Genomic DNA, 14040 nt, shown 5'->3' on the forward strand with positions numbered 1-14040 from the left:
ATTTAGCTCTGCTTAGAATCGACAAAACACCGGCGCGCAATGCGGCCGGTGTTAGTGATGCGCGACCGCTCTTAGGCGCGCACGCCCGGAGGATTGTCCTTGAGCTGCTTGGCACGCAGGTTGTGCGGGTCAATGCGGCGGATAATCTCCAGCTGTTCTTCGGTCGGCGCCGCCGTCGTCGGCACGTTTTCCGGAACGTGTACCGGGAAACCGGTGTTTTCCTGCACTTCTTCCACGGTTACCCCGGGGTGCAGGCTGACAATTTGCATTTGACGGTTGGGACCGCGGAAATCGAATACACCCAGATTAGTGTAGACCTGGCGCACGTCGATTTCGTCAAAGCTATAGCCCTTGGGCAGGCGCTCCGGGTTGTAGCCAATGGTACACACCACATCGCACTCGCCGTCGATGAACACGCGGCTGCTGTGCTGCGGCACCATGTAGCTGTTGGCGTGACAAATCGAGTTACCGGGGAAACCGCGCACGCCCAGCATCTGGATCTTAGGCTTGTTGTAGTCGCCGCCGAGGGCCGAAATATTGGCCTGGGCGAAGCGGTCGATCTGAGTGGGGCCACCAGTGAGATGGCGGCGACCGCTCCAGACATTGTCAAAAATGCGGCTAAAGCCCATCCAGGTTTCCGTTTTCGCCTTGAAGTCCGCCGGGCGCTTGCCCACCGGGTTGGGCTCGGACAGCAACCAGGCCTCCGAATCGGTCATCAGGATATCGGTATTGCTGCTCAGCATCGCCAGGCTGGCGGCGATGCGCGGCAGTACGCCGATACCGGTAACCAGTACTTCACCGTCGTTGTCGTAGGCACTGGCATTGGCACAAATCATCAGCTCGGCCAGGCTGTATTCTGTTGCAGGGGTAGTCATAGCAATGATTCCTCAGACCGATCAGTAAACAGGCAGCGGCAGTTGGCGAATGGCGTCCAGGCCACCCACAGCTTGCTGATATTCCGCTTCGCTGCGGCCCTTGATGTATTTGTCGAAGTAGGCCTCAAAGCCCCCTTCTTTCGCCGAGGCGTTGTACTCTTGGAAGTGCGGCACGTCGAAACCGTAGGCCGGCGCACAGGAGCTCGGGTGAGCGCCACCGGCTACCGGGATCACCGCGCTGGTCATGGTGCGCTCCCAGAACACATAGCGGGCTTCGTCACCCTCGGCAAAGTAGTCGCTGTCGACCAGCTCTTCGCAGCTGACATAGGTCTTGTCGGCAGCGCGCGCCATCCAGTCGTCCATATACAGGTCGGGGCCTTTAATCTGGCAGACGCCGCGACGGTCGGCGCGATCGACATGGATCAGCGCCGCATCGAGTTTCAATGCCGGCATCGCCAACCACGCCTTGTCGTCGTAGGGGCTGTCGATCACTTTGATATCGGGGTTGTGGGTGACCACATCGGTACCCAGGCCAATGCGAGTGGGGATATACGGGCAGCCCCAGGCCGCCGCGCGCAGCCCCAGCAGCATCATGCCCTCGTCGATTTCCATGACCTCGATCGCGCCGTTCTGGCGGGCCTGGCGGAAATAGGGCTCAAGGGGAATAAAGTCCAGCGACACGAAGGCAAACACCACCTTCTTCACCTTGCCGGCCGCGCACAGCATGCCGACATCAGCGCCGCCGTAGGCAACAATGGTCAGGTCCTTAAGATCGGATTTAAGGATCTCGCGGATCAGCGCCATCGGCTTACGACGCGGACCCCAGCCACCAATCCCGATGGTCATGCCATCGCGTAGCTCGCCAACGAGCTCCTGCAAAGCCATTTCTTTATTCACGTCCACTCCTTAATACAAAGCGAGATTTGCCGCTTAAAACAAGCCGTCATGCGCACAGATACTACGCATAACATTAGAGATTAAAGCTTACCAACGAAAAAAACCTAAGCTATAAGCCAAACAGATTACGCAAAATCCTATTCAACGGCGTTTTCGGCCTCGACTTTTACAATTCGACTCATTCGGTAGTCGTGTTTGACAAAATTGACCCCCAGCGAACACTCAGTGCGCAGCACACCGGGCAAGCCGCTGATGCGGCGGTGTAAAAACGCCGCCAGCTCGGCGTGGTTCTGCACCAGGGTAATGGCCAGCAGGTCGAAGCGGCCGAGCATTTTGCCAACAAAGCCAATCTCCGGCACCGCCGCCAGGCGCTGGGCCAGATCCTCACACTGGGCGCTGCGCTCGGCCTCCACCCAGATATAGGCCAGAATCGGATTGCGCAGGCGGGCAATATTGGTCATCGCGGTGATACTCACCAAGCCCTCGGCCTCCATGCGTTTAATCCGCGCCCGCACCGTGCCCTCGGCAATTCCCAGCTCGGCGGCAATTTTGCGGTTACTGGTGCGGGCGTCGTGGGCGAGGCCGTCGAGAATTTTCAGATCCAACTCATCCAGCTGATGCTTGTGCACGACTTACACCCCGTGCCCGAAGGGCACCCAGTTGGACTGATTCTTCAACACATCCAGCGCCACCGAGGGCTCCAGCTTGCGCACCCCCGGCACCGCCGCCAGTTGCCCCAGCAGATGATTCAAATCATCCTGGTCACGCGCCACCGCCAAGGTCTCGATATCCAAGGTGCCCACCACCTGACAGACGGAAAACACCTGATCAAAGCCCGCCAAGTCCTCGGCAACCTCGTCCGCGGCGCGCCCTTCCACCTGAATACCCACCGCCAGCATCATGCTGTAGCCGACCGCTTCATAATCGGTAACGGCGACTACCCGCAGACTGTCGGCCTCCTCCATACGGCGCACCCGCGAGCGCACCGTGGCCTCCGTCAACGCCAACTCAGCGGCGATGGTCTTGTAGGGCATGCGACCGTCGCGGCGCAGCAGGGCAACAATGCGAAAATCGACTTCGTCCATGCCACTGCCCAACACCTCGTCCGCAGCCGCCAACAGGCCATTTTCGCCACCGGAAATATTCACGCCGCACCGCCGAGCAGCTGCTTGGCCTGCGCCGCCAGCTCGGTTTTAAGCACCTTGCCCGAGGCATTCATCGGCAGCGCCTCAACAAATTCCACATAAAATGGCTGTTTATAGCGGGCCAGTTTGCCGGCGCAGAAGGCTTTCACCGCCTCCGCATCCAGCTCGGCGCCGGGGCGGCGAACAATAAAGGCCATGCCAACTTCACCCTGGGGCGCCTTGGGCACACCAATCACCGCCGCCTGCGCCACGCCGTCGAGGCCGTAGAGCAACTTCTCCACCTCGGCGGGGTAGACGTTTTCGCCGTTCATGATGTACATATCTTTCAGACGATCGGTGATACGCAGATAGCCGCGCTCATCCAGCACCCCAATATCGCCGGTGCGCAGCCAGCCGTCCTCGGTAATCGCCTCGGCGGTGGCCTCGGGCATATCGAAATAGCCCTGCATGACGTTGTAGCCACGCAGCCACACCTCACCCTCTTCGCCGGGGGCACGCGCCTCACCGGTTTGCGGGTCAGCGCACTTCAACTCCACGCCCGGCATTGCCCGGCCGCAGGTGTTGGCGATGGTCTGCGGGTCGTCGTCGGGGCGGCAAATGGTCACCACCCCGGTGGACTCGGTGAGCCCATAGGCGGTTACCACGGTTTCAAAACCCAGCTCGCTGCGCATGTCTTCCACCAGCTTTACCGGCACCGTCGCCGCGCCCGTCACCCCCAAGCGCAGACTGGAAAAATCGTAGTTGCCGCGCTCGGGGGCGGCGAGCAGCATTTCGTACAAAGACGGCGCGCCGGGCAACATGCTGATGCGCTCCCGCGCAATGGTTTCCATCACCGCGCGGCGCTCAAACTGCGCCATGGGGAAAATCGTGCAACCGCTGATCAGGGCCGCCAACCAGCCGGCCTTGTAGCCAAAAGAGTGGAAAAATGGATTGATAATCAGGTAGTTGTCATCCGCGCGCAGCCCCACGGTATCGCTCCAAGTGGCAAATACGCGAATGTTTTGCTCGTGACTGCAGAGCACGCCCTTGGCCTTGCCGGTGGTCCCGGAGGTAAACAACATGTCGGCGCTGTCCTCGGGGCTGATCGAGCGCTCCAAGGCAATAAAGGCGGCATCATCGGCAGCGGCCGACTTAGCGAGAAAACTTTGCCAACCCAGCTGCTGGCCCTCGTCGACGGCGCTGTCCAGGCGAATACTGTGGCGCAGCGACGGCAGCGACTGATCGGCAACGACCTCGGCGGGCACCGCCCCCTCAAGCTTGGCCACGGTAAGCAGCACCGTCACCCCGGCGCGGCGCAAAATATCCGCCGCTTCCGGCCCCTGCAAACGGGTATTGAGCGGCACCAGCACCGCGCCCACCGACTGCAAACCCAGCGCAGCGACAATCCACTGGGCGCTGTTTGGCGCCCAGATCGCCACTCGCTCGCCTTTTTCTACGCCGAGCGCCAAAAAGGCGCGCCCGGCCTGACGACGCAGATCATTGAGTGCGCGATAACTGATATCGCCAGCCTCCCCGCGAACCGCGGTTTTGTCGCCATATTGTTGGGCGGCCCAGCCGAGTAGGCGCGGCACCGTCAGCGGCGGCAAGGTGCGTTCAGCGAGACTGTCTGCGCGATCTGTTGAAGTCGTAGACGGCGTATTGGACGAAGACATGGCGGTGACCCTGAAAAATCGACAGAAATTTAGAGTCTAGAAGCAGAACCGCATGACAACAAGACTATGCGTAGCAATATCGCTCATTTACTACGCATAACACCGACAACTAATCCCTTCGGATGACGTCAGCCCTGCTCTCGCAGCCCCGCAATATCACTTAGCGGCCGCCCCTGGGCCTCGGCCACGGCGCGGCAGTAGAGCTTGCCAGCGGCAATATTGATGCCCTCACTTAAGCCCTGGGTGGCCGCGACCTGGGTCAGGGGCGTCTCAGCCAATCGCTGCACATAGCCCAGAGTGGCGTGGCTGAGCGCCAAGCTGGCGGTGCGCGACACCGCGCTGGGCATATTCGCCACGCAATAGTGAAGTACACCCTGCTCAACAAAGGTGGGTTGCTGATGGGTAGTGGGCCGACTGCTCTCGAAACAACCGCCCTGATCGACCGCCACATCCACCAGCACCGCGCCTTCGCGCATCAGCGGCAAATGCTCGCGGCGCAGCAATTGCGGCGCCCGCGCACCGGGCACCAGCGCCGCGCCGATCACCATGTCCACCTGCGGCAATACGTCCTCATGGCGCAGAGTGTCGAGCACCGCCAGCCGCGAACTGTTAAAACGGCTGACCAGCTGATTACGACGTTCGAGACTGGGTTCCAGCACGGCAACATTTGCGCCCATGCCCAGTGCCACATCTGCCGCCTGGCCGCCGACCACGCCGCCGCCGAGCACCAATACGCGCCCCGGCGACAAGTCCGCGACCGCCCCCAGCAACACACCGCGACCGCCTTGCGCGGTTTCCAAGCAGTGGGCACCGGCCTGTACTGACAGGCGTCCGGCAATTTCACTCATGGGCTTGAGCAGCGGCAGACGCCCCGCTTCATCGGCAATGGTTTCGTATGCAATGGCGGTGACACCGCTGGCGAGCAGGGCATCGGTCAGCGCCGCATCCGGCGCCAAATGCAGGTAACAAAATAACAGTTGGTCGCGGCGCAACAAGGCCAGCTCGCCTGGCTGCGGCTCCTTGACCTTGACCACCAACTCGGCGCTGTCATAGAGCTCGGCCGCGCTATCGACACACTGAGCCCCTGCCTGAAGATAGTCGTCATCGCGATAACCCGAACCGAGTCCGGCGCCGCGCTCAACCACCAGCAGATGCCCGCGCTGCGTAAGTTGCGCCACCGCTTGCGGCGTCAAACCCACGCGATATTCCTGGGCCTTACATTCTCTGGGCACGCCAATGCGCATTGCCACCTCCGCGGTCAGCGCCGCCCCTCACCGCGGCAGCCTATCGAGAAATATGGCTGATATCTGCGCAATTACAAACCGGCCCAGCTAACGCTGGCGCCAGAGCCCTCCCTCTTCCTGCACTTCACCCTCTTTTTGCAGCTTCAGCAGGTGCGCCCACAACGACAACTGGGCGATCGGGTGCAGCGACTCGTCAACATCGTCATAGGCGTGTACCACCAAGTCGGCCAAGGCGATCTCTCCGCGCCCCTGCAGCGCCGTACGCACCTTGTCCTCTCGCCCCAGACGGTGGGCAATCAGGGCTTCGATTTCGGCCTGCGGCTGCTCTATTAAACCGCCGTGTCCCGGGGCCAAGGCCTGCAGCGGGTACTCCAGCATCCGTCGCAATGAGTCGATGTAGTGGGCCATATCACCTGCCGGCGGAATAATCACCACCGTCGAGCCCTGCATGATGTGATCCCCGGTAAACAACAGGCCACTGGGCTCATGAAGGAAGCAGAAGTGATTATCGACATGACCGGGAGTGTAAATAGCACGCAGCGCCTCGCCATCCACATCGATGTGCTGCTCGTGCTGCAGTTCGACATCCGGCTTAAAGCTGGTGTCCTGATGGCCGTCGTCGGCAATGGCGCGACCCAACATGGGCACCGAAAAACGCTCAGCCAACAGCGCCGCTGCCGGCGAGTGGTCGGGGTGGGTATGGGTCACCACGATCTGCTCAAGCTCGCCACCCAGCTGCTCAACCGCCGCCTGCAAGGCATCCACGTGCTCGGCCATCGCCGGCCCCGGGTCGAGCAAGGTCAGCCGCCGCCGCCCCAACAGATAACTGTTGGTGCCCGGCCCCGTCATCACCCCCGGATTGGGCGCGATAAGGCGGTGCACCGCCGGCCGCAACTGCTCTAATACACCACTGTTCATGTTCGGACTCCTGTTTTTCATTGCCCGTCACCAGCAAGCATGTCGCAAGCGACGAGTAAATTCAAAGCCTGCCCAGCGGTTGCCGCAATCGCCAAACCAGCCGTGCGCCGAGCAACAATGCCGAACAACTCAGGCCGGCGAACAGGCCCAGCCAGTAGCCACTCGGCCCCATCGCCGGCCAGACAAGCAGCCCGGTAGCCAATACATAGCCCACCGGCAGCCCCACGCCCCAATAGGCGAACAAGGTCAGCAACATCGGCACCCGGGTATCTTCAAAGCCGCGCAGACAACCGCTGGCCGTCACCTGAAGGGCATCCGACACCTGATACAGCGCCGCGAACAGCAGCAGATGGCTGGCCAGCGCAATCACTTCGGCATTGTCAGTATAAATTTTGGGTATCAACTCGCGACTCACCACCAGCAAACTGGCCGCCGACAGACCGATGACTAAGGTGATACGAAAAGCCACGCTAATCGCACGGCGCAGCCCCTCGGCATCCTCTCTGCCGCGGGCGTGACCAATGCGCGCCGTGGCCGCCAAGGCAAAGCTCAGCGGCAACATAAACACCAGCGAGGTAAAATTCAGCGTGAGCTGATGACCCGCGACAATAATGGCCCCAGACTGGCTGAGCAGCAGGGCAATAACAGCAAAAATACTCACCTCAAAGAATATCGCCAGCGCCACCGGCAGCCCGAGCACGAACAGGTAGCGCAGCGTATCGCCTTCGAGACGCCAGGGCCGCAGGCGCAGACGAAACTCCGACTCGGTGTAACGGCGATGCCACAGCAGGTGCCCGACCATCAACAGCGCCATCAGCCACATCACCACGGCGGTAGCCCAGCCACAACCGACCCCGCCCAGCGCCGGAAAACCGAGCTTGCCGTAGATCAGCACATAGTTAACCGGGACATTGACCAATAAGCCAATCACACTGATCCACAGCACCGGGCGGGTATCACCCAGCGCCTCGGTATAGCTGCGCAGCGCCAGCATCACCGCAATGGCTGGCAAGCCCCAGCTGAGGCCGCTGAGATAATCGCGCACCATCGGCCGCATCGCGGCATCGACATCCATCCACGCCAGCACCGGGTCGGTATTGCGCAACAGCACAAAGGCCAGCACCCCAAATATCAGCCCCAGGCTCACCGCCTGCTGCACAATAGGGTTCACCCGCTGAGATTGACCGGCGCCCATATGCCGAGCCAGCACCGAGGTGGTTGTCATCAATAAACCGGTCAAAAATAAAAACACCGGCACCCAGATACTGGCGCCCACCGCCACCGCGGCCAGATCCAGCGCCGACACCCGGCCGGCCATTACCGTATCGACAAAGCCATTGGCCGACTGCGCCAACTGGCCGCCAAAAATAGGCAGGGCGATACGCAGTTGACTGCGCAATTCCTGACGCTGGGGTGAAGACATGGACGCTCTCGGCGGGAATCAATTCGGGCTGCACTCTAGCGCAGCATTCGCGACGCCGCAAACCACACCGCAGAGTTTTCGCGACAATTAAAAACGGGGGCCTTAGCCCCCGTGCACTCGCCGCCGCTGGGCGTCACACCATATTGGCGATAGGCACCACCGGGTCGACGTCAGCGTCATAATCTACGCCGTCGATCTCAAACCCGAACAAGCGCAGAAACTCCTGCTTGTAACCGGCAAAGTCGGTGATCTCACGCAGGTTTTCGGTGGTCACCTGATCCCAGGCCGCCGCCACCGCGTCCTGAATCTCAGGGCGCAGCTCCAAGCCGTCGGCGCGCAAGCGACCCTCTTCATCATATTGCGGGGCCGCGCCGTAAAGGCTGTTGCGGAACAGGCCGTAGACCTGCTCGATACAGCCCTCGTGGCTGCCGTCGGCCTTCATCACCTTAAACAGCAGCGCCAGATACAGCGGCATAATGGGGATCGCCGAACTGGCCTGGGTCACCACCGCCTTGAGGACCGATACCCGGGCGTCACCGCCCTTGGCAGCCAGGCGCTGACGAATATCGACGACGCGTTTGTCGAGGTCTTTTTTCGCCTGACCAATGGTGCCGTGCCAATAGATATCCCAGGTGATGCGCTCCCCCAGATAGGTATAGGCGGTGGTTTTGGCGCCGTCGGCCAGTACTCCGGCCTCGTCGAGAGCATCAATCCACATCTGCCAATCTTCACCGCCCATCACCGCCACGGTGTTGTCGATATCCTCTTGGGTGGCCGCCGGCAGCGTCACCGTTTCAATGGTTTCCTTGTCGGTATTTACGCCGCGCTGGCTGACGTCTTTGCCGATCGGCTTGAGGGTTGAATTAAAAATCTCGCCGGTTTTGGGGTGCTGTCGACGCGGCGCCGCCAGACTGTAAACCACCAAATCCACTTGACCGAGGTCGGCCTTGATCTGCGCAATGGTCTTTTCTTTAATTTCGTCCGAAAAGGCATCGCCATTAATGCTTTTGGCATAGAGGCCTTCGGCTTCGGCAAACTTATGGAAGGCAGCCGAATTATACCAACCGGCGGTACCGGGTTTCTTTTCCGTACCCTCTTTCTCAAAAAAGATGCCCAGTGTCGCCGCGCCAGCACCAAAGGCCGCGCTGATCCGCGAGGCCAGGCCGTAACCTGTAGAAGAGCCGATCACCAATACCCTCTTGGGACCATCGGCAATGGTGCCCTGCGCTTTCACGTAGTCAATTTGTTGCTGGACATTGGCTTCACAGCCCTTGGGGTGAGTGGTCACACACATAAAGCCGCGCACACGGGGTTTGATGATCATTCGCTGTTCCGCTCCATCGTTGAATAGCCTAAATATGGCGGGCATTATAAGGCCAGAGATTGCCGCCGCCTAATATGCACTGTCAACTTACGCCTCCAGCCCGCAGGCCCGCGGCGCCGGCCAATTCACAAGCGTGTAAAATGGGCAGTCCTTCGCATAATTGCTTCAGACGACCCGAACGGGGACAAACGCTGTGCTATCATCGCGACGATAATAGTAACAACTATGTAACTAATTGCGCATATTCCACTTTATGCGCACTAAAAAACTATCATAATTCCGTATAACTCAGGGAAACTACGCAATTGCTCTCGCATTGCGTCTTAAAAAAAGGGTGATATATGAAAGTCAGTACGCTGAAATCCCTCGCTGCGCTCGGCGGCTTGGGTTTGTCGGTCTTTGCGCCAACGCTGTACGCGCAAGCCGCTCTCGAAGAAGTGATTGTTACCGCGCAAAAAAAGGCCGAATCACTGCAGGACACACCAATTTCACTGACCGCTTTCAGTGAAGACCGCCTGGAAGTCGAGGGCATTAGCAACTTGGGCGACATCGGCTCCAAAGTCCCCAGCCTGACCATTGAACCCTTCCCGATTAACAACGCCACGCTGCGGATCTTTATTCGCGGTATCGGGATTTCCGATGCCCAGATCACCCAAGACCCGCCGGTCGGCATCTATGTCGACGGCGTGTATATTGCCCGCTCCACCGGCACCGCCCTCGACGTTGCCGACCTGCAGCGCATCGAAATCCTGCGCGGCCCCCAGGGCACGCTGTACGGCCGCAACACCACCGGCGGTGCAATTAACCTGATTACCAAAAAGCCAACCACCGAAGGCCTGGAATTCAAACAAAAATTCACCGTTGGCAACCGCGACCTGTTCACCTCGAAGAGCACGCTGAACCTGCCGGTGACCGACACCGTGGCGGCAAAGTTTGCGGTTATGCGCACCATGCAAGACGGCCACATTGAAAACACCGGCCCCGGCGGTGACTTCGGCGACCGCGACGTCGAGGGCTACCGCTTCGATCTGCGCTGGGATATTACCGAGTCGCTGGCACTGGACTACGCCTACGACAAGTCCGATTTTGATTATTACAACACCGAGTACCAGCACGTGCGCCCGCGCACTCCGATCGAAGGCAGTCAGGCCGACCTGGTCGACGCCAGCGGCAAGACCAGCTACTCCAATTCTCGCCAGGAAGCGGTCGGCACCGTGATGCCCTTCGAACAGTCCTCCACCGATATCGAGGGCCACTCGTTTACCTTGACCCAGGATTTTGAGAACTTCCAGCTCAAATACATTGGCGCCTACCGCGAGCTGTACGACAAGTCCTATGCCTCACTCGGCGGCGGCGTGCCCCTGGAACCGGGCGAAAGCCCCCACGGCGACAATGCGGAAAGCAAGGACGTCTACCGTCTAGACTCCCATGAATACTGCGGCCAGGCTGCCGAGTTTGTTCTGGGCGCCGGTAACTGTCTGCCCCTGACCTACCCCAAAGTTAGCCAAGAGCAGTTCTCCCACGAGCTGCAGCTGACCGGCGACCTGTTTGACAGCCGTGTTAACTATATTGCTGGCGCCTACTACTTCAAGGAAGAGGCCCAGGAAAACAACGGCCCACTGCACCATCAGTTGAGCGGCCCGGTTAACACCGGCCTGCCGGGCCTCGGCGGTCTGACCTCCGTTCGCGCAGTCAACATGCTCAGCCAGATTTACGACATTGAAAACGAAGCCGCCGCAATATTCGGCCAGTTCACCTGGACACCCGCCATCCTGGAAGATCGCCTGCACCTGACCTTTGGTGCCCGCCATTCAGAGGACAAGCGCTCGACGGTGAAATTTCAGCGCGACATGACCATTGCAGAAACCTCGGCGGGCCCGATTGACGTGTCCTTTGTGCAGTGCGGCGGCAACCCTGCCAATGGCGACTGCCGCAACTTCGACAGCATTCCGGCTTCGCAAGATTTCAGCAACGACTCGTTTAGCGTGGTTGCCGAATTTGACCTGACCGACGACATCAATCTCTACGCCAAGCGCGTTGAAGCCTACAAATCAGGCGGCTTTAACACCCGCGACCCCCAGCAGGATGGCAATCAAGGCCCGGCCTCAGACGGCAATGATTACGGCTTTGGCTACGCCGACGGCTTTGACGCCGAGTACGTTACCTCCTACGAACTGGGTATTAAGAGCGAGCTGCTCGACCGCCGCCTGCGGATCAATGCCGACGTATTCTTCAGCGAATACGAAGACATGCAGCTGAACTTCATCCTCGCCGGCACCGTGGCGGACACCAAGGTAACCAACGCCGGTGAAGCGGAGATGTTTGGCTTTGAGGCGGATGTCACCTTCCTGGCCAGCGAAAACCTGCTGCTGATGCTGAACTACGCCTTCCTGGACACCGAGGTGACCAAGGCGACCGATGTCAACGGCAACGATGTCGCAGATCAGTTTGTGTTCTTCTCAGCCCCCGAGCACAGCTTCACCGCCTCGGCTGACTACACCCTCTACCAAGCCGACTGGGGTCGCACTAGCGTCAACGTTAGCGTCAACTATATGGATGAGCGCAACGGTGGTTCGCGAGCCCTCAATGTGAAAAACACCCAGCTGCGCCAGTACGAATTGGTTAACGCTCGCCTGAGCTTGACCGACGTGCCGCTGGCTGGCGGTCGCCTGGGTGCCGGCCTTTGGGCGAAGAACTTACTGGACGAAGAATACGAGCTCACTGCAGTAGACAACCTGCCACAGGCTGACCGCTCAGTGATCTGGGGCGAGCCTCGCACCTACGGCCTCGACATCTTCTACGAGTACTAAGTATTACGTTTACCTGGGGCTGCTTTTGCAGCCCCTTTTTTTGCCCAAAAATCACCCCCACCGTGGCAGCCAGCCACTACCAAATTAACCACTTCTGCTCTTGATGCCCCCAGGCAAAAGCAGTAAATTAAGCGCAGTTTTTAATACACACATATTAAAAGAGTCATCACTATGAGCGATAAAGATAAAAGCAGCCCAAGCAAGCCCCTGCGCAGCAGCGCCGTTCCGCGCTGGGACATTGAAACCGACGTCGCCATCATCGGCTTCGGCGGCGCCGGTGCCTGCGCCGCCATTGAGGCCGCTGACGCTGGCGCCAGCGTCAGCCTGTTTGAATTGGCCAGCGCCAGCGGTGGCTCAACCGCCCTGTCCAGTGCCGAAATCTATATGGGCGGCAATGGCGGCACCCCCGTGCAGCAGGCCTGCGGCTATGAAGACGACACTGAAAATATGCTCAACTACCTGCGCGCCTGCTTTGGCAACCAGGCCGACGAAGACAAGCTGCGCGCCTACTGCGAAAACAGTATCGCTCACTACCAATGGCTGACCGCCATGGGCGTGCCCTTTAAAATGAGCGAGCTGAAAGAGCGCGCGATCATGGCACTGACCGACGACTGCCTGCTGTTTACCGGCAACGAAAAGGCCCACCCCTTCCCCGAACACGCCAAGCCGGTGCCCCGCGGCCACAATCTGGAAATAGAAGGCGACAACGGCGGCCCGCTGCTGATGAAGATACTCACCGAGGCCGTGGCCCAACGCCCGGCCATCGAGGTGCACTACGAGGCGCGCGCACTGACATTGATCCAAAGTGACGACGGCGAAGTGGTGGGCATTGTGGTGCGCATCAACCAGCAAGAGCACTATGTAAAAGCCAACAAGGGGGTGATTCTCTGTGCCGGCGGCTTCTGCATGAACGAGGACATGCTGCGCAAATACGCCCCGCAGTTTGACTGCGGCCTGACCCCCATTGGCAATCCCGGCGACACCGGCAGTGGTATTTTAATGGGCATGGGCGCCGGCGGCGCCACCGTCAATATGCACGAGTGTTTTGTCAGCCTGCCCTACTACCCTCCCGCCTCGCTGACCTACGGCATTCTGGTGAACGACAAAGGCCAGCGCTTTATTAACGAAGACTGCTACCACGGCCGAGTCGGCTACAACGCCCTGCTGCAGCAGCGCAACTCCAAGCGCATCTACATGATTACCGATGTCGACGGCTACGGTGACTACGAGAAAATGAGCTACTTGGGCGCACAAGTCGCCGGCACCGGTGACACCATCGAAGAGCTGGAACAAGAACTCGAGTTGCCCGCAGGTAGCCTGCAACATTCCCTGGAAACCTATAACCAACACGCCGAGCAGGGCAGTGACCCGCTGTTTCACAAATCGGAGGCTTGGCTGCGCCCGATACAACCTCCCTACGTGGCCCTGGACTGCACGCTTGGCCGCGGCCCCTTCTATCCCTTCTTCACCCTTGGCGGCCTGGACAGCCTGCCCAGCGGCGAAGTCGTCAACGCCGAGCGCGAGGTTATCCCTGGCCTGTATGCCGCTGGCCGCACGACCGCGGGCATCCCGCGCACGGCATCCGGCTACGCCAGTGGCATGTCAGTGGGTGATGCCACCTTCTTTGGTCGAATGGCCGGCCAGGCGGCAGCCAAACGCCAATAGCGGGCGACCTCGCCGTTAAGCTGTTATTAGCGCTTTGAGAAAGCCATAAAAAAACCGCTTCCATCCGGAAGCGGTTCCTCTGATCCT

The 14040-nt window shown here is 59.9% G+C and carries 11 protein-coding genes; 2 read left to right on the top strand and 9 right to left on the bottom strand.

Annotated features, from left to right (window positions below):
- Positions 1-71: 71 nt before the first annotated feature.
- The 9 genes from ABYM29_RS03890 to fabV all read right to left on the bottom strand — a co-directional run bounded on the left by ABYM29_RS03890 (position 72) and on the right by fabV (position 9478).
- Positions 72-875 (bottom strand): CoA-transferase subunit beta, encoded by an 804-nt coding sequence (locus ABYM29_RS03890; protein ID WP_372862358.1) that lies wholly within the window; start codon positions 873-875, stop codon positions 72-74.
- 21 nt (positions 876-896) lie between these two features.
- On the bottom strand, positions 897-1772 hold the full coding sequence (locus ABYM29_RS03895; protein WP_372862360.1) for a CoA transferase subunit A: 876 nt from the start codon (positions 1770-1772) through the stop codon (positions 897-899).
- A gap of 137 nt (positions 1773-1909) precedes the next feature.
- Positions 1910-2401 carry an Lrp/AsnC family transcriptional regulator gene (locus ABYM29_RS03900; RefSeq protein ID WP_372862362.1) on the bottom strand — a complete coding sequence of 164 codons (492 nt, stop codon included), beginning with the start codon at positions 2399-2401 and terminating at the stop codon, positions 1910-1912.
- A gap of 3 nt (positions 2402-2404) precedes the next feature.
- Positions 2405-2920 carry an Lrp/AsnC family transcriptional regulator gene (locus ABYM29_RS03905; RefSeq protein WP_372862364.1) on the bottom strand — a complete coding sequence of 172 codons (516 nt, stop codon included), beginning with the start codon at positions 2918-2920 and terminating at the stop codon, positions 2405-2407.
- Positions 2917-4569: a FadD3 family acyl-CoA ligase gene (locus ABYM29_RS03910; protein WP_372862367.1), complete on the bottom strand. Its 1653-nt coding sequence runs from the start codon at positions 4567-4569 to the stop codon at positions 2917-2919. Before ABYM29_RS03910 ends, ABYM29_RS03905 begins: the two co-directional genes overlap by 4 nt.
- Positions 4570-4697: 128 nt before the next feature.
- A complete protein-coding gene (gene ald, locus ABYM29_RS03915; RefSeq protein WP_372862369.1) occupies positions 4698-5813 on the bottom strand; it encodes an alanine dehydrogenase in 1116 nt (371 codons plus the stop codon).
- Between the two features lie 87 nt (positions 5814-5900).
- Positions 5901-6731: an MBL fold metallo-hydrolase gene (locus tag ABYM29_RS03920; protein ID WP_372862372.1), complete on the bottom strand. Its 831-nt coding sequence runs from the start codon at positions 6729-6731 to the stop codon at positions 5901-5903.
- 61 nt (positions 6732-6792) lie between these two features.
- Positions 6793-8154 (bottom strand): MATE family efflux transporter, encoded by a 1362-nt coding sequence (locus ABYM29_RS03925; protein ID WP_372862375.1) that lies wholly within the window; start codon positions 8152-8154, stop codon positions 6793-6795.
- Between the two features lie 133 nt (positions 8155-8287).
- Complete coding sequence (gene fabV / locus ABYM29_RS03930; RefSeq protein ID WP_372862378.1) at positions 8288-9478, bottom strand: enoyl-ACP reductase FabV; 1191 nt, start codon at positions 9476-9478, stop codon at positions 8288-8290.
- A gap of 341 nt (positions 9479-9819) precedes the next feature.
- Here fabV and ABYM29_RS03935 point away from each other — a divergent pair, with 341 nt between their 5' ends.
- Together ABYM29_RS03935 and ABYM29_RS03940 are read left to right on the top strand one after the other, a co-directional pair.
- Positions 9820-12288: a TonB-dependent receptor gene (locus tag ABYM29_RS03935; RefSeq protein ID WP_372862381.1), complete on the top strand. Its 2469-nt coding sequence runs from the start codon at positions 9820-9822 to the stop codon at positions 12286-12288.
- 171 nt (positions 12289-12459) lie between these two features.
- Positions 12460-13953, top strand: a complete 1494-nt coding sequence (locus ABYM29_RS03940) for an FAD-dependent oxidoreductase (RefSeq protein WP_372862384.1) — start codon at positions 12460-12462, stop codon at positions 13951-13953.
- The last annotated feature ends 87 nt before the right edge of the window (positions 13954-14040 follow it).

The sequence above is a fragment of the Spongiibacter sp. genome (assembly GCF_041602295.1).
In the GTDB taxonomy this organism is placed as follows: Bacteria; Pseudomonadota; Gammaproteobacteria; order Pseudomonadales; family Spongiibacteraceae; genus Spongiibacter.

Coding starts and splice junctions, on each gene's coding strand:
- ABYM29_RS03935 (WP_372862381.1), top strand. CDS start 9,820: ATGAAAGTCAGTACGCTGAAATCCCTCGCTGCGCTCGGCGGCTTGGGT.
- ald (WP_372862369.1), bottom strand. CDS start 5,813: ATGCGCATTGGCGTGCCCAGAGAATGTAAGGCCCAGGAATATCGCGTG.
- ABYM29_RS03890 (WP_372862358.1), bottom strand. CDS start 875: ATGACTACCCCTGCAACAGAATACAGCCTGGCCGAGCTGATGATTTGT.
- ABYM29_RS03920 (WP_372862372.1), bottom strand. CDS start 6,731: ATGAACAGTGGTGTATTAGAGCAGTTGCGGCCGGCGGTGCACCGCCTT.
- ABYM29_RS03910 (WP_372862367.1), bottom strand. CDS start 4,569: ATGTCTTCGTCCAATACGCCGTCTACGACTTCAACAGATCGCGCAGAC.
- fabV (WP_372862378.1), bottom strand. CDS start 9,478: ATGATCATCAAACCCCGTGTGCGCGGCTTTATGTGTGTGACCACTCAC.
- ABYM29_RS03940 (WP_372862384.1), top strand. CDS start 12,460: ATGAGCGATAAAGATAAAAGCAGCCCAAGCAAGCCCCTGCGCAGCAGC.
- ABYM29_RS03925 (WP_372862375.1), bottom strand. CDS start 8,154: ATGTCTTCACCCCAGCGTCAGGAATTGCGCAGTCAACTGCGTATCGCC.